Source organism: Streptomyces sp. NK15101, from assembly GCF_020400725.1.
Classification (GTDB): Bacteria; Actinomycetota; Actinomycetes; order Streptomycetales; family Streptomycetaceae; genus Streptomyces.
On the sequence record NZ_JAINVG010000079.1, the window covers coordinates 1 to 15,840 of the forward strand.

The following is a 15,840-nucleotide window of genomic DNA, read 5'->3' on the forward strand; positions in this document are numbered from 1 at the left end:
CCGACTCTATCAGATCCTTTCGGCGTCTGATTCCCAGTCAGCGGGGTTTGTCTTTCCGGCTGTTGGGCCGTTCCGACGTCTCAAACTCTAGCGGGTTTCCCCGACGGCTCATAATCGAGCCATTCGAAATGAATTTCGGCATGCCGAAATTCATCCCGGTGGGGAGTTCGTGCTGAGTAGAGGTGCCGCATCAGCGGCGTGAGTGGTTGTCGAAGAACCGTTCCGGCTCCGTGACAACTCGGAGAACACTACGCATCCGGGAGGGGGGTGTCAACCCCCGGCCGTCCCCCGTTCAGTCCTGTTCCGCAGGCCCTGTCCAGCGGGTCAGTCGAGGTCCGTAAGGCGGCCGCCGGCGTCGGGCTGGGTGAGCTCCACTCGGCGGAGGAGGCGGATGAGGACATCGCCGAGGACGGCCTTCTCCTCCGTCGTGAGGTCCTGGAGCAGGTCCTCCTCGAAGTCGGTGGCCATGCGCATGGCCTCCAGCCACTTCGAGCGGCCCTCGTCGGTGAGCTCGACGATCACGCGGACGCGGTTGTTCTCGTCGCGGTCGCGGGTGACCAGGCCCTCGCCGGCCATGCGGTCGATGCGGTGGGTCATCGCGGCCGGGGTGAGGCCCAGGCGCTTGGCGAGCTCGCCGGGGCCCAGGCGGTAGGGCTCCCCGGAGAGGACCAGGGTCTTGAGGACCTCCCACTCGGCGTTGCTGATGCCGAGGTCGGCGAGCTGGCGGCCGTACGCCACGTTCATTCGGCGGTTCAGCCGGCCGAGCGCGGAGACGACCTTCTCCACCTGCGGGTCGAGGTCGCGGTACTCGCGCTGATAAGCGGCGATCTGCTCGTCGAGGCTCGGCTCCTGGGGAGCGGTGTCGGACATGCGGGGAGTATCCCACGGGCCTCGTTGGCGTTGAAGTCCTTCGGCGTGTACTGTTGAGGTGTTAACTTTAGTATTGAAGTCTTCAGGGTTCAGGCCTACAGCTCTGAACCCGCGACCGAAGTGGGTGAGTGTGACCAAGGCGAGGGGCGCGGCGATGCGCCGGATTCAGGCAGGCAGCGCGCTGAGCGCGTTCGGACTCGGTTTCACCGTGCCGTACCTCTATGTGTACGTGGCACAGGTGCGGGATCTGGGCGCGGCCACGGCGGGCGTCGTGCTGGCCGTCTTCGCCATGGCCGCACTGGTGGTGCTGCCCTTCAGCGGGCGGGCCGTCGACCGGCGCGGGCCGGTGCCCGTCCTGCTGGTGGCCTCGGTCACGGCGGCCGTGGGCGCGGTGGCGATGGGCTTCGCCTCCAGCGTGCCTGCGGCGGTGGGGGCCGCGGCCCTGCTGGGTGCCGGTACGGCCGTGCTCCAGCCGGCCCTCGCCACGATGATCGTCTGGTGCTCGGCGCAGACCGAACGCACGCGGGCCTTCGCGATGCAGTTCTTCCTGCAGAACCTCGGGCTCGGCATCGGCGGACTGATCGGCGGTCTGCTGGTCGACACGAGCCGGCCGGGCAGTTTCGTCCTGCTGTTCTCGATCGAGGCGGCGATGTTCCTCGTGCTCGCCGCGGTCGTGGGGACCGTCCGGATGCCGGGCTCCCCCGCGCTGCAGGGCACCCGTCCCTCCGAGGACGGGAAGGCCGGCGGAGTCCGGGCGCTGCTCGGGCACAAGGCGATGGTGCAGCTGTGCGTCCTCGGCTTCGTGCTCTTCTTCGCCTGCTACGGGCAGTTCGAGTCGGGTCTCGCCGCGTACGGCACGGAGGCCGCCGGGATCCAGCCGTCGGCGCTCGGAATGGCCCTCGCCGCGAACACGGCGGTGATCGTGGTCGCCCAGTTCCTGGTGCTGCGGTTCGTCGAGCACCGGAAGCGGACCAGGGTGATCGCGGCCGTGGGTCTGATCTGGGCCGTGGCCTGGATGGTCGCCGGGTACGCCGGGCTCGGGCACGGCAGCCAGGCCATGGCGACGGCGGCCTTCGTCTCCACGTACGCCCTCTTCGGACTCGGTGAGGCGATGCTGTCGCCGACCGTGGCCCCGCTGGTGGCCGATCTGGCGCCGGAGTCGATGGTCGGGTCGTACAACTCGGCCTTCGCCCTGGTGAAGCAGCTGGCGCTGGCCGTCGGTCCGGCCGTGGGCGGGCCCATGGGGGCCGCGCTGCACGGTCCGTACATCGTGACCTTCGTGCTCTTCTCGCTCGGGATCACCTTCCTGGCCGTCCGGCTGGGCCGGCAGCTGACCCCCGAGCAGGACCAGCCGTCGCTCGCGGTCAAGCCGTCGAAAGTGGTCGCGCGGCACGAGCCGGTCCGCGAGAGCGAGACGGCCGCCGCCTAGGCCCGATCAGTCCGGCAGGGCGAACTCGCACCAGACCGCTTTGCCGCCGCCCGGCGTGCGGCGGCTCCCCCAGGACGAGGCGATCGTCGCGATGATCGAGATCCCGCGACCCGCCTCGTCCTCCGTTTCCGCCCTGCGGCGGCGCGGCAGGTGGTCGTCCCCGTCCGTGACCTCGATGATCAGGCGCCGGTCGGTACGCCTCAGGCGCAGGCGCATGGGCGGGGTGCCGTGCTGGAGGGAGTTCGCCACGAGCTCGCTGGTGGCGAGGACGCCCAGGTCGCGCAGCTCGACCGGGAACCGCCAGGACGACAGGACTCCGGAGGCGAAGGCACGCGCGCGGGGCGCGGCCTCCACGCCGCCGAGCAGTTCCAGCGCGGCGTTGTGGAAGAGCTCGGCGTCCGCGCCCTTGCGGGAGGGGTGCTGGACGACCAGGACGGCGACGTCGTCGTCGTGCTCGGCGGTGACCCCGAGGGCGCGCAGCAGCCGGTCGCAGACGACCTGCGGGGTGCCGTCGGCGCCGGCCAGGGCGCGGGCGAGGGCGGCGACGCCCTCGTCGATGTCCTCGCGGCGGCGCTCGACGAGGCCGTCCGTGTAGAGGACGGCGGTCGAGCCGGGCGGCAGGGCGATGGAGCCCGAGGCGTGCAGCCAGCCGCCGGTGCCGAGCGGCGGGCCGGTGGGGTCCTCGGCGCGGCGGACGGTGCCGCCCTCGTCCCGTACGAGGATCGGGAGGTGGCCGGCGGAGGCGTACACCAGCTTGCCCTCGCTGGGGTCGTGGATCGCGTACACACAGGTGGCGATCTGGCTGGCGTCGATCTCGGCGGCGAGGCCGTCGAGGAGCTGGAGGACCTCGTGCGGGGGCAGGTCCAGACGCGCGTAGGCCCGGACGGCGGTGCGGAGCTGGCCCATGACGGCGGCGGCGCGCACGCCCCGGCCCATCACGTCGCCGATGACGAGCGCGGTGCGGCCCGCGCCGAGGGTGATCACGTCGTACCAGTCGCCGCCGACGGCCGCGTCCGCGACGCCGGGCTGGTAGGTGGCGGCGATCCGCAGGTCGTCGGGCTGCTCCAGCTCCTGCGGGAGCAGGGAGCGCTGGAGGGTGACGGCGGTCTCGCGGTGCCTGCGCTCGCTGGCCCGGAGCCGCTCGGCGGCCTCGGCGTGGTCGGTGACGTCGGCGGCGTGGACGAGGACTCCCCCGCCGTCGAGGCGGGGGCTGTCGACGGGCAGGCAGGTGACCGTGTACGAGCCGCCGTCCCGGGTGCGGCGGGACTTGACCGTGCGGGGCTTGCCGCTGCGCAGCACCTGGTCCAGGAGGGGCAGCAGGCCCAGCTCCTCGGCCTCCGGGCAGGTGTCGGCGACGGTGGCGCCGGCGGGGCGGGGGCCGAAGGCGGCGGCGTACGCGTCGTTCACGTACGCGATGCGGTGCTCCGGGCCGTACACGAGCGCGACGAGGCCGGGGAGGCGGCCGAGCAGCTCCCGGACGGAGAAGTCCTCCAGGGCGGGGACGGCGGCCCCGGCAGCGCTGTCGGTGAGCTGCTCCAACTGCTGACCGTACTCACCGCGGGCGGCGGGCACGGAGCCTTCGGTCCCCCGCGCCGCGCGGCGCTGCGTGCCGGGGAGCCGGGCGCTCCAACGGGTGAAGTTCACGGATCTGTATGCCTCGTGGTGTCGGTGCCGTGCAGAGTCACGCTGTGCAGGTGTGAGCCCACCTATGGTCACACGTCCAGTGTGGACGAGTGCACTGACAGTGATGTCAGGACTGCGGCTTGTCGCCGTCGCCGGGGGGTGGAGCGGCGGCGAGTTCGAATTCGGCCCTGGGGTGTTCCAGCGAGCCGAGGGAGACGATCTCCCGTTTGAACAGGCCGGACAAGGTCCATTCGGCGAGGACCCGGGCCTTGCGGTTGAAGGTCGGCACCCGGCTGAGGTGGTAGGCGCGGTGCATGAACCAGGCCGGATATCCCTTGAGCTTGCGGCCGTAGACGTGGGCGACTCCCTTGTGGAGGCCGAGGGAGGCGACGGATCCCACGTACGCGTGCGCGTACTCCTTGAGCGGCTCCCCGCGCAGGGAGGCCGCGATGTTCTCGGCGAGCACCTTGGCCTGGCGGACGGCGTGCTGGGCGTTGGGCGCGCACTCCTTGCCGGGCTCCTTCGCCGTCACGTCGGGGACGGCGGCGGCGTCGCCGGCCGCCCAGGCGTGGGCGACGCCGTCGACGGTGAGCTCGGCGGTGCAGCGGATTCTTCCGCGTTCGTCCAGCGGCAGGTCGGTGGCGGCGAGGACGGGTGCGGGCTTCACGCCGGCGGTCCAGACGACCGTACGGGTGGGCAGGCGGGTGCCGTCGCTGAGGACGGCGACCCGGTCCTCGCAGGTCTCGAGGCGGGTCCGCAGCCGCACGTCGATGTTCCGGCCGCGCAGCTCGCGGATGGCGTACCGGCCCATCTCCTCGCCGACCTCGGGGAGGATCCGGTCGGAGGCCTCGACGAGGACCCAGCGCAGGTCCTCGGGCTTGACGTTGTGGTAGTAGCGCGCGGTGTAGCGGGCCATGTCCTCCAGCTCGGCGAGGGCCTCCACGCCCGCGTAGCCGCCGCCGACGAAGACGAAGGTGAGGGCGGCGTCGCGGATGGCGGGGTCGCGGGTGGAGGAGGCGATGTCCATCTGCTCGATGACGTGGTTGCGCAGGCCGATGGCCTCCTCGACGGTCTTGAAGCCGATGCCGTGGTCGGCGAGGCCGGGGACCGGGAGGGTGCGGGAGACGGATCCGGGCGCGATGACCAGCTCGTCGTACGTCATGTCGACGGTGCCGGTGCCCTCCTCCTCGGTGGCGAGGGTGGAGAGGGTCGCGGTGCGCTTGGCGTGGTCGACGGAGCGGACCTCGCCGATGACGATGCGGCAGCGGTCGAGGACCCGGCGGAGCGGCACGACGACGTGGCGCGGGGAGATGGAGCCGGCCGCGGCCTCCGGCAGGAACGGCTGGTACGTCATGTATGGCTCGGGGGTGACCACCGCGATCTCGGCGGTGCCGGCTCTGAGCTCCGCCCTGAGCTGCCGCTGGAGGCGCAGCGCGGTGTACAGGCCGACGTAGCCACCGCCGACCACGAGAATGCGCGCAGGTTCGGTCACTGTCCCATGACGCACCGCCGTCCGTTGTTTGTCCACAGGCTCGACAAATTGTGTGACCGGAGGGGTACGGAGGCGCGGGGTGGCGCGCGGCGGGCCTGTGGGGGGAACCGTGCAGGTCACGGCGGGTGGAACCGGCTCGGAGAGGGGTCGGAATCGGGAGTCTTCCGGGCCTTGCTCCGATCGGGGGGCGCACCGGACGGAACTCCCCCTTCTGAATTGACCCCGACTCAACTATGTTCGTACTTCATCGGGGTGTCGGATCGGAGCGCGCGTGGACCGAAGCGCTCGTCCGCCGGAAGCCCCGTGTCAGGGCGGGGAGTCTCCGGGGGGAGACATCATGAGCGGGGGAACGCTTATGCAGATTCAGGATTCACGGTGGCAGTCGGGCGCCGGGACGGCGACCGTCGTCGACGGGCACGTCCCGGGGGCGGCCGAGGCGCGTAACGGGGCGCCGGCGGCGGGCGGCAGGTCCGCGCCGCTGCGGGTGGACGCCCAGCGCAATCTGGAGCACGTGCTGCGGGCCGCCCGCGAGGTGTTCGGCGAGCTCGGCTACGGGGCTCCGATGGAGGACGTGGCGCGCCGCGCCCGGGTCGGCGTCGGCACCGTCTACCGCCGATTCCCCAGCAAGGACGTGCTGGTGCGGCGGATAGCCGAGGAGGAGACCTCCCGGCTGACCGAGCAGGCGCGGGCCGCGCTGGGCCAGGAGGAGGAGCCGTGGTCGGCCCTCTCCCGGTTCCTGCGGACCTCGGTCGCCTCGGGTGCGGGACGTCTCCTGCCGCCGCAGGTGCTGCGGGTGGGCGTGGACGACTCCGGGGTGCCGGCCGTCGCGGACGACGCGGACGGGACGGCCCGGGTGCCGTACCAGCGGGGTGTCGCCGAGCAGGCCGACGCGCGCGTGGTCGCACCGCGCGGGGTGCCGGTGGACGAGCGGGACGACGCGGGGGCCTCGGAGCTCCTGGAGGTCGTCGGCCGGCTGGTCGACCGGGCGCGTGAGGCGGGTGAGCTGCGGACGGACGTGACCGTGGCGGACGTCCTCCTCGTCATCGCCACCGCCGCGCCGGCCCTGCCGGACGCGGTGCAGCAGGCGGCGGCCTCGGCCCGGCTCCTCGACATCCTTCTCGAGGGTCTGCGCTCCCGGTAGGAGGCCGTAGGAGACCCGCGGTCGTTTTCGTACGACTGTGCTTCTCGTGGTCCGGGCGGACCCATGGGCATGACACGAACGTGTGAGCGGTTACGCCCGGACGCGCGAAGTCGCCCCGGACGAGTGGTAAGTGGACGCGGCGCTTCGGCGTGCCCGCGCCCTGTGGCAGTCTTGGCCGGTATTCGGGTCTGGGCGTGCGTACGGGGGCTTCCGCGATGAGCGGTGACGGTCGGGACGATCCGCTGGGCAGCGGCGGCGGCGCGGAGACCGGGGGGCTTCCCTCCCGGCAGGTGCCGAGCCAGGGCGGGCCGGGAGGCCTCTCCGGGGCGCCCGCATCGCCCGGGGCACCCGGGGCTGCCGGATCACCTGGAGCGCCCCCTCCGGTCGGATCACCCGGAGCGCCCGGAACCGCTGCTTCCGCCGTGTCCGCCGGATCGTCGGGCCCCCCGGGAGCGTCGGCCAGGCATGCCGAGCCGCTCGACGCGAGCGTGCCGCCGCAGCGCGAGGGCAAGCCCACGGGGGCGGGCCCCGGGGCGAGTTCCGTGGCGGGGGCCGTCGGCGGAGCGGTCGGCGGGACGAGACCCGCCGTCGACGGCGTCCCCGGTGGTGACGACGGCGGTGACCTCCACGACGGTGGCGCCCACAGCGACGATGCCGACGGCGACATCGGCGAGACCGACACCGTCCTTCCGCCGCCGCGCGAGCTGCCGCCCTCCGACGCCGAGCTCGTCCAGCTCATGCGGGACGGCGACGACTCCGCGTACGAGGAGCTGTTCCGCCGCCACTCCGAGGCCGTCCGCCGCTACGCCAGGACCTGCTGCCGGGACGCGCACACCGCCGACGACCTCACCGCCGAGGTCTTCGCCCGCACCCTCCAGGCGGTCCGCGGCGGGGCCGGGCCCGAACAGGCCGTGCGCGCCTACCTCATGACCACCGTCCGGCGGGTCGCCGCGAACTGGGCCAGAACACAGAAGCGCGAACACCTCGTCGAGGACTTCGCGGTGTTCGCCGCGGACGCCGCCCGCTCCTCCGAGGTCTCCGACCAGACCGTCTCCTTCGGAGCGGGGATGGACCTCGGCGCGGACGTCCGCGCCATGCACGAGGCCGAGCAGTCCCTCGCCATGCAGGCCTTCCGCTCGCTGCCCGAGCGCTGGCAGGCCGTGCTGTGGCACACCACCGTCGAGGAGGAGTCCCCGAGCGAGGTCGCCCCGCTCTTCGGACTGACCGCCAACGCCACGGCCGTGCTCGCCAGCCGGGCCCGCGAGGGCCTCAAGCAGGCGTACCTCCAGGCGCACGTCAGCCAGTCCCTGACCGCGGGCGGCGACTGCGCACGCTACGCGGACCGGCTCGGCGCCTACGCGCGCGGCGGGCTGCGGATGCGGGCCGAGCGCGGCCTGCGCAAGCACCTGGACGAATGCGCGAAGTGCCGGCTCGCCGCCGGTGAACTGGCCCATGTGAACGCCGGGATCCCCGCGCTCCTGCCGGTCGCCGTCATCGGCTGGTTCGCCGCCGGGTACTCGCTCAAGGCCGCCGGTGTCGTCGCCGGTGGCACCGCCGCCGCGGCCGGTGCGGGCGCGGCGGCCGCCGCCTCCGGGTCCTCCGGGGGCGCCGCCTCGGGCGGTGCCGCCGCCGAGGCGCTCGGCGCGCCCGCGAAGGCCGGCATCGCGGCGGCCATGGCGGTCGCCGCGGCCGCCGGGCTCGTCTGGGCGATGGCAGGGGACCCGCAGCCCGTGGCCGCGCCCCGGCCCGTCCAGCCGGTCGTCACCCCCGTCGTGCCGCCGAAGCCCGCGCCGCCGGCGAAGCCCTCCCCGAAGCCGACGCCGCCGGCCCCGCCGGCCCCGCCCGTCGCCTCCGAGCCGCCGGCGCCCACCCCGCCGCCTCCGAAGCCCAGCCCGAAGCCGACGCCCAGGCCCACGCCGAAGCCGACGCCCAAGCCGTCCCCGAAGCCCGTGCCCAAGCCGGCGCCGACCCGCGAGAAGCCCAGCCCGAAGCCCGCGCCGAAGCCCGCCCCGACCGTCTACCAGGTCAACGAGCTGCAGTACGGGACCTTCGGCGACGGCACCGAGCCCGAGGTGTCCCTCTCGGACAGCAGCTGGATGTGGCAGCGCGACGGCCTGTCCATCAGCGGCACGCGGTACGCGCACGGGGTGAGCGTCCACGCGCCGTCCTCGCTGCTCATCGACCTGAACCGGCAGTGCACGGGTTACGACGCGGTCGTCGGCGTCGACGACCTGAGCGCCCGGCTCGGCGTCGGCGGCGTCCGCTTCTCCGTCTACGGGGACGGGGCGCGGCTCTGGCGCTCCCGGGTCGTCCGGGCGGGCGACCCGCCGGTCCCGGTGCACGTCGACCTCTCCGGCCTCTCCACGATCCGGCTCGTGGTGGAGGAGCACACGCCGTTCGGCCGGGCCGCGGTCGCCGACTGGGCGGAGTCCCGGATCAGCTGCTCCTGACGATCCCGTCCGTCCTCACGACGACGGGCTCGACGAGGTCGAGGACGTCGTCGGGGCCGAGTCCCGCGCCGGCCGCCCGGGCGGCGGCCAGTCCGGAGGCGCCGAGTTCGGCGAGGGCCCGGGCGGTCACGGACTCGGCGTCCCGCAGCTCGGGGACCGAGCGGGGCGTGTCCCCGCGCCAGTGGTCGGCGGCGGCCAGGACCCGTACGGCGAGTTCGGCCTCGCCCGCCTCGGCCAGGGTGACGGCGAGCCCCTCCCCCAGGCCGGTGACGATGAAGTCCGCGCACTGCGCGTCCCGCGCGGTGCGGAGCGCGGTGACGGCGGTGGCGACGGCGGCCGCGCCCCTGCCCTCGTACGCCTCGACGCGGGCGGCGATTCCGGTCATCGCCGCCTCGAAGTGCGGGGGCGGGGAGCCGAGGGCGATCGTCCGGCCCGCCTCCTCCAGCTGGGCGCGGGCCTCCGCGACGTCACGGCGGTGGAGGGCGAAGCCGGCGCGGAGGAAGCAGACGTACGTCTGGGTGTCCCGTACGTGATAGCGGTCGGCCTCCCTGGAGGCCTCGTCGAGGGTCCGTTCGGCGGTCTCCAGGTCGCCGGTGCGGTAGGACAGTTCGGCCAGGCGGGCGAGGAGGAAGGGGGCCTCGGCGTGGGCGCCGACCTCGCGGGCGAGGCCGAGGGCCTCCTCGTACGCCTCGCCCGCCTCCGCCTGCCGGCCCCGCATCGTGTACGCCTCGCCCGCCGCGCTCGCGATCTGGGCGCCCATCCAGCGGTCGCCGACGCGTCGGGCGATCACGCGGAGTTCGGCCAGCGCCTCGTCGACGCCGGGCATGCCGCCGGGCATGTCGACGACCATGTGCGTCCGGAACATGAGGCTGACGCCGAGCTCCCAGTCGCCGCCGTGACGGCGGCAGTTGTCGACGGCGGTGTCGAGGAGGGCGCGGACCACGGCCGGTTCCTCGGTGAGGTACGCGGTGAAGGGCCAGAGCAGGCCGGGGAAGCGGGCGGCCTCGGGGCCGGGGTCCGCGCCGAAGGCGTCGCGGACGCGGCGGACGAGCGCGAGGGTCTCCGGTTCCTGGAAGTCGCCCATCGTGTGGCTCTCGACCGCGAGGAAGAAGTGCAGCATGCGCAGGTGCATGCGGGGCCAGTGGCGGGGGTCGGCGGGGTCGGCCGGGTCCTCGCCGAGGGCGACCGCGCGCTCGACCCAGACCAGGCCCTCGGGGCGGTAGTTCCGCAGCCACCAGAACCAGCCCATGGCGAAGACGAGCCGGAGGGCGGCGGCCTCGTCGGGGGAGGTGACGAGGGTGCGGTGGAGGGCGGCGCGGATGTTGTCGAGGTCGCGCTCCAGCCGGTCGATCCAGGGGAGCTGCTCCGCCGAGCGGAGGCGGGGCTCGGCGGCCTCGGCGAGGGCGGTGAAGTGGGCGGTGTGGGTGGCTTCGGCGGCGGCGAGCAGCTCGGGGTCCTCGACGGCGCGCTCGGTCGCGTACTCGTGGATGGTCTCCAGGAGCCGGTAGCGCATCTCGCCGTCCTCGGTGGGGGTGGCGACGACGAGGGACTTGTCGACCAGGGCGCCCAGGGAGTCGGCGGCGTGCGGGGAGAGGGCCTCGGCGGCGGCCAGGTCCCAGCCTCCGGCGAAGACCGACACCTGGCGGAGCAGGGTGCGCTCGGCCGGGTCGAGGAGGTCCCAGGACCAGTCGACGACGGCGCGGAGGGTCTGCTGGCGGGGCAGGACGGTCCGGGATCCGGAGGTGAGGAGGAGGAACCGGTCGTCGAGGCGGTCGGCTATCTGGCGCGGGGTGAGGAGGCGGAGCCGGGCGGCGGCCAGTTCGATGGCGAGCGGCAGGCCGTCGAGGCGGCGGCAGATCTCGTCGACGGCCTCGCCGCCGTCCCGGGCGAGGTCGAAGGAGGGGCGCACGGTGCGGGCCCGCTCGGCGAAGAGGCGGTGGGCGGGGTCGGGCGGGAGGGGTTCGACGGGGCGGACGGACTCGCCGGGGACGCCGAGGGGTTCACGGCTGGTGGCGAGGACGCGGAGTTGCGGGCAGTGGGTGAGCAGGGTCTCTGCGAGGGCGGCGGCCGCGTCGATGACGTGCTCGCAGTTGTCGAGGACCAGGAGCAGCGGGCGGCGGGCCAGGTGCTCGACGAGGTGGGCGGTGGGGTCGTCCTGGAGCGGCACCCCCTCGCGGGTGAGCAGGTTGACCTCGCGGAGCCGGAGCGCGGAGAGGACGGCGCCGGGGACGGCGTCGGGGTCGTCGAGCGGGGCGAGTTCGGCGATCCAGGCGGCGGGGCCGACGGCGCGGACCGCGGCCTCCTCGGCGAGCCGCGTCTTGCCGGAGCCGCCGGGGCCGGTGAGCGTGACGAGCCGGGAGCGGGCCAGGTCCGCGCGGAGGGCGGCGAGTTCGGGTTCGCGCCCGACGAAGGAGGTGAGACGGGGGCGGATGTTGCCGGCTTCGGGAGCGGCGACCGGGGCCTCGGGGGCGCTCGCGGGCCGGGCCGGGGGCGGGGGCGGGGTTGGGGTCGGGGCCGGGTCCGGAGTGGCTCCGGTGAGGAGTTCGTGGTGGAGGGCGGCGAGTTCGGGGCCCGGGTCGGCGCCGAGGGCGTCCGCGAGGGTGCGGCGGGCCGACTCGTACGCGGTGAGGGCGTCGGCGTGGCGGCCCTCGGCCCGCAGGGCGCGGATGAGGTGGGCGCGGAAGGCCTCGTCGTACGGGTACGTGGTGGTGAGCTCGGTCAGCTCCGGTACGAGGCCGTCGGTGGCGCCCCGGCGCAGATCGGCCTCGACGCGCTGTCGGAGCGCCGCGAGCCGCTGCGCCTCGGGCCGGACGCCCGCCGGGTCGGGCAGGTCGGCGAGGGCGGGGCCGCGGAAGAGGCCGAGGGCCTCGCGGAGGAGCGTGGCGGCGGTGTCGGGGTCGCCGGCGTCGAGGCGGGCGGCGCCGTCCCCGACGCGGCGCTGGAAGACGTACAGGTCGATGTCGTCGGGACCGGCGACGAGGCGGTAGCCGGGGCCGGGGGTGGAGGCGACGGCCTCCCGGCCGAGGATCCGGCGGAGGCGGCCGACGAGGGCCTGGAGGGCGGCGGGGGCGTCCTGCGGCGGGTCGTCCCCGTACACGTCGTCGGCGAGCTCGCCGACGGAGACGGCCCGTCCGCCGCGCAGCGCGAGCGCGGCGAGCAGCGCGCGCAGGCGGGCACCGCCGAGGGGCAGTGGGGTGCCGTCGGGCCGGAGGGCCTCGGTGGTGCCGAGGATGAGATACCGCACCGGCCCATTGTGTCGGGCGGGCACGGGGGGCGCCTCGGGGTTTGCCCCGGTGGGTCCCCGGAGCCTGTCGTCGAACTTCCCGTCCTCCCGTGGTCGCCCGCGAGGCAGGCGGGGGTTCCACGACAGGACCTAGAAGGCGCCGGTGTCCAGGTCGAAGCCGAGGGGGTGGGGAAGCGGGACGGCCGTCCCCAGCTTGTGGATGTGCTTGTGGGCGAAGTCGTCCCCGACGGGCTCGGAGCAGACGACGGCCTCGCCGGCTTCGCGGTCGATCATCAGATAGACGGGGATTCCGGCGCGGGCGTAGGCGCGGATCTTCTGGACGCGGTCGCGGCTCGCGGTGGAGGAGGAGGTCACCTCGGCGACGAGGTGCACGGGGTCGGGGGCGTGCCATTCCAGCTGGTCGTCGAAGCTGCCCTTGGGAGCGATGACGAGATCGGGGATGACCCTGAGCGCGTCGGTGGTCCCCGGCAGGCTGAGGCCGATGCCCGTGAAGTTGCGCAGCTCCTTGTCGACGCGGCGGGCAATGACCTGTTCCACCATTTCGGTCACGATCTCCTCGTGCTCGCCATTGGCCGGAGGAACCACGTAGATCTCCCCTTCGATCAGCTCCACGCGCCAGCCCTTGGGGGCCAGCGCACTGAACAGCTCGAAGGTCTCCTGGGTACTCGCGCCCTCACGGTCGGGCAAGTCCTCGGAGGACGCGTCCTCCGGGACCGGCAACGGCATAGCCACAGCGGACCTCCTTCGCTCGGGTGCGACGGTTTCAGCTTAGAACCGGCCTCGGGACGAAGTCCGCGAAGCGTTCACTCGAACGAGCGTGCTGTGACGTTCCGTCCGCTCGACGGAGCCTCACGCCGACAGCGACCGCCTCGACGCCGGGATCAGCGGCCCCTGGGCCGCGCGTGGGGGGCGGGGGGCGGTGGTGTCGGTCCAGCAGGAGCCCCGGCGGGCCAGGAGGCGGCGGAGCCAGAGCTCGGTGGAGACGAGGTCGGCGAGGCCGTCGAGGGGGACGGGGGCGCCGTCGGCCGCCGCGTGCAGCGCCTTGCGGACGACGCGGGCCTCGATCAGGCCTGCGTCCGCGAGGAGCGGCGCGTCGAAGAGGGCGAGGAGCTGCGGGAGCGCGGCGCGCAGTCCCGCGCGCGCGGCGGCGGCCGGGACGGCCGGGTGGGGGGCGCCCCAGCCGGCGGGGAGCTCGTGGACGCCGGCGCCGGAGAGGACCGTGCGCAGCACGCCGGCCCGGGCGTCCGGCTGGACCCGGAGCGATTCGGGGAGGTCGCGGCAGGCCCGTACGACCTGGTTGTCGAGGAAGGGGGCGTGCAGCCGCTGGCCCCGGATCTCGGCGGCCTGTTCCAGGACCCGGTGGTCGGCCGCCGCGCGGACGAGGGCGGCACGCGCGCGTGCCTCGCCGGGGCGCTGGACGGCGGCCGGGAGCGTCGCCGCCCGGTTCAGGCGAACCGATACTTCGGCGAGGGCCTCGCCCGTCAGCCAGCGCGCCGCCGGTCCCGGCCGCGACCAGGCGAGGGCGGAGAGCGAGGCCTCCAGCGGGCCGAAGCCGTCCGGGGCCGTGCGGTTCGCCTCCAGGACCCGCCGGGCCGCCGCCTCCAGACCCGTCCGGTACGGGGTGCGGGCCAGCTTCCGCGCCGCCCGGTAGACGGTCAGCGGCACCAGGAACGCTCCCGCCGACGGCCCCGAGGCCTTGGCGAGCGCCGTCACCGGGCGCACCAGGGAGCGCCGCCTGCGGTCCATCAGGAGGTCGGCGAGGCGTGCCGGGTGCGCGTCCAGGACCTGCTTGGCTCCCATGCCGGTGAAGTGGTCGGCGCTGCCGCCCGCGAGCCGCCTGCGGTGCCGTTCGGCCGTGACCAGCGCGGGGCCGGGCTCGTCGGTGAGCGGCCCGTCGAGCGCCGCGTACGGAAGGGCCTCCTCGCCGCCCGCGACGACGACGTGGTGCAGGCGGGGGTCGGCGGCGATCGCGCGGGCCCGCTCCAGCTCCGCCGTGCGGCGCGCGCCGGCCCGGGTCGCCAGGTCGTTGAAGGTGACGGCGAGCAGCCGCTCCCCCGCGCCCGTGCCCTGGCCGGTGATCGTGCCCGGCACCCCCGGGAGGCCCGCCGCGAGCAGGGCGAGCGTGCCGGAGGCGCTGCCGCCGGACAGGTCGGCGCCGATGCCGGGCGCCGGACCCGCGCCCCGGGCGGCGCGCCGGTCGGCGGGGCCCATGCCGGGGACCGGGCCCGGGTCGGGGAGCGGCGTCTCGGGTGCGTGCCGGGGGGCGGTGAGCCGGGCGCGCACGGCCTCGACGAGGGCGTCCCGCACCCCTTCGACGGCCTGCCGGGGGTCGGCCTCGGGCGCCGCGACGGCGAGCGAGGCCACCTGCTCGTAGCCGGTGATCTCGCGCGAACCCTCCCGCAGGATCAGCGCGTGGCCCGGCGGCACCCGCCGCACCCCCTCGTACGGGGTGGAGTCGCGCAGCGCCTCCGGGGTCTCGGGGCAGGCGAGCAGGGCGGCGAGATGACCGATGTCGAGCTGGGCCTCGACGAGGTCGGCGAGCGGCAGGGCGGCGGTGGCGTACGCGGTGCCGCCCGCCCACGGGGTGTGGAACACCGGCCGGGCGCCCGCGAGGTCGCCGGTGACGGTGACGCGGCGGCCGGTCTTCACGACGGCGGTGTAGCTGCCGGGCCAGGCGGTCAGGTGCCGCAGCGCGCCCCCGCGCGCGGTGAGCAGCCCGATCCGCAGCTCCTCGTCGCTCGCGGCGCAACAGCCGAGCACGGCGAGGCGGGTGTGGTCGTCGACGGCCACCACGCGCACCTCGTCGGGGCGCCAGTCGCCGACCGCCCAGAGCGGATCGGGGTCGCCCCACAGGAGCTGTGCGCCCACCGGTTGCACCGTGCGCCCCTCGGCCGCGGGGCCGGGGTCGGAGCCGTACGGGGAGGCCGGGTCGTATCCGGGGTCGTACGGGGAGCCGGAGGCGTGTCGGGAGCCGTACGCGCCGTGCGCCGTCCCCGTCCGGCCCGCCGCGGTCGTGGCGAAGCTCGCGGCGACACTGCTCCAGCCCACCAGCCATCGCATCGGCGCCTCCACATCCGTTTCGGTGGAGGACATGCTGCCACGACAACGGCGCACGGGGCGGGGTCCGGGCGCACGCGCGCGAAAGCCGAATGCGCCCCTGGCATGGGCCGGTTGACCTTCGGCGGGGCACCGTCGTCATTCGGCCAAATATCGATCCCCGATGGATGTTTCGAAGGGCGTCCGGGCAGAAGGAGGACCACCGGCTGTCCGGGAGGCGCTCCCGCCCCCCGGCGCCGTCCGCCGCCCGCGGGGAATGGGGCGGCGGTGTCCCCCAGCCCACTGGTCCGGGACACCGTCCCCGGCCGAGCGGGCCGACCCACGCGGTACTCATGGAAGCGCTCCCCCACCGGCCGGACGAGAGCGCACGGCCGGGCGCACGGCCACACGGCGGGAGCACGAGCCGCCGCGCCGAACCGGTTCGTCGCACGTTCACACAACAATCTCGCCATACGGAACACCGCCCCTTAACGGTGGGGATGCGGCGAACTACGCTGTGTTTACGAATGCCGCACGCCTATGCCCGGCGTCGTG

At 74.7% G+C, this 15,840-nt stretch carries 9 protein-coding genes; 3 read left to right on the forward strand and 6 right to left on the reverse strand.

Annotated features, from left to right (window positions below; all coding sequences use genetic code 11):
- Positions 1–324 precede the first annotated feature (324 nt).
- Positions 325–870, reverse strand: a complete 546-nt coding sequence (locus tag K7G60_RS30455; RefSeq protein WP_225804200.1) for a MarR family winged helix-turn-helix transcriptional regulator — start codon at positions 868–870, stop codon at positions 325–327.
- Positions 871–1,024: 154 nt separating this feature from the next.
- Here K7G60_RS30455 and K7G60_RS30460 point away from each other — a divergent pair, with 154 nt between their 5' ends.
- Complete coding sequence (locus K7G60_RS30460; protein WP_225804201.1) at positions 1,025–2,299, forward strand: MFS transporter; 1,275 nt, start codon at positions 1,025–1,027, stop codon at positions 2,297–2,299.
- Positions 2,300–2,305: 6 nt separating this feature from the next.
- Here K7G60_RS30460 and K7G60_RS30465 read toward each other — a convergent pair whose 3' ends face one another.
- Both K7G60_RS30465 and K7G60_RS30470 read right to left on the reverse strand, forming a co-directional pair.
- Entirely contained in the window at positions 2,306–3,943 is a 1,638-nt protein-coding gene (locus tag K7G60_RS30465) for a SpoIIE family protein phosphatase (protein WP_225804202.1), read from the reverse strand.
- A gap of 106 nt (positions 3,944–4,049) precedes the next feature.
- Entirely contained in the window at positions 4,050–5,414 is a 1,365-nt protein-coding gene (locus K7G60_RS30470) for an NAD(P)/FAD-dependent oxidoreductase (RefSeq protein ID WP_225804203.1), read from the reverse strand.
- 355 nt (positions 5,415–5,769) lie between these two features.
- Here K7G60_RS30470 and K7G60_RS30475 point away from each other — a divergent pair, with 355 nt between their 5' ends.
- Both K7G60_RS30475 and K7G60_RS30480 read left to right on the forward strand, forming a co-directional pair.
- The gene (locus K7G60_RS30475; RefSeq protein ID WP_225804204.1) at positions 5,770–6,555 is read left to right on the forward strand and encodes a TetR/AcrR family transcriptional regulator; all 786 of its coding nucleotides are present in this window, start codon (positions 5,770–5,772) and stop codon (positions 6,553–6,555) included.
- Between the two features lie 215 nt (positions 6,556–6,770).
- Entirely contained in the window at positions 6,771–9,005 is a 2,235-nt protein-coding gene (locus K7G60_RS30480; protein WP_225804205.1) for a sigma-70 family RNA polymerase sigma factor, read from the forward strand.
- Here K7G60_RS30480 and K7G60_RS30485 read toward each other — a convergent pair.
- The 3 genes from K7G60_RS30485 to K7G60_RS30495 all read right to left on the reverse strand — a co-directional run bounded on the left by K7G60_RS30485 (position 8,992) and on the right by K7G60_RS30495 (position 15,309).
- Positions 8,992–12,249 carry a BTAD domain-containing putative transcriptional regulator gene (locus K7G60_RS30485; protein ID WP_225804206.1) on the reverse strand — a complete coding sequence of 1,086 codons (3,258 nt, stop codon included), beginning with the start codon at positions 12,247–12,249 and terminating at the stop codon, positions 8,992–8,994. The two genes, K7G60_RS30480 and K7G60_RS30485, sit on opposite strands and share 14 nt — an antisense overlap.
- 129 nt (positions 12,250–12,378) lie before the next feature.
- Positions 12,379–12,975 carry a Uma2 family endonuclease gene (locus K7G60_RS30490; protein ID WP_225804223.1) on the reverse strand — a complete coding sequence of 199 codons (597 nt, stop codon included), beginning with the start codon at positions 12,973–12,975 and terminating at the stop codon, positions 12,379–12,381.
- 123 nt (positions 12,976–13,098) lie between these two features.
- On the reverse strand, positions 13,099–15,309 hold the full coding sequence (locus K7G60_RS30495) for an asparagine synthase-related protein (RefSeq protein ID WP_225804224.1): 2,211 nt from the start codon (positions 15,307–15,309) through the stop codon (positions 13,099–13,101).
- Positions 15,310–15,840: the final 531 nt, after the last annotated feature.

Coding starts and splice junctions, on each gene's coding strand:
- K7G60_RS30455 (WP_225804200.1), bottom strand. CDS start 870: ATGTCCGACACCGCTCCCCAGGAGCCGAGCCTCGACGAGCAGATCGCC.
- K7G60_RS30495 (WP_225804224.1), bottom strand. CDS start 15,309: ATGCGATGGCTGGTGGGCTGGAGCAGTGTCGCCGCGAGCTTCGCCACG.
- K7G60_RS30480 (WP_225804205.1), top strand. CDS start 6,771: ATGAGCGGTGACGGTCGGGACGATCCGCTGGGCAGCGGCGGCGGCGCG.
- K7G60_RS30490 (WP_225804223.1), bottom strand. CDS start 12,975: ATGCCGTTGCCGGTCCCGGAGGACGCGTCCTCCGAGGACTTGCCCGAC.
- K7G60_RS30460 (WP_225804201.1), top strand. CDS start 1,025: ATGCGCCGGATTCAGGCAGGCAGCGCGCTGAGCGCGTTCGGACTCGGT.
- K7G60_RS30475 (WP_225804204.1), top strand. CDS start 5,770: ATGCAGATTCAGGATTCACGGTGGCAGTCGGGCGCCGGGACGGCGACC.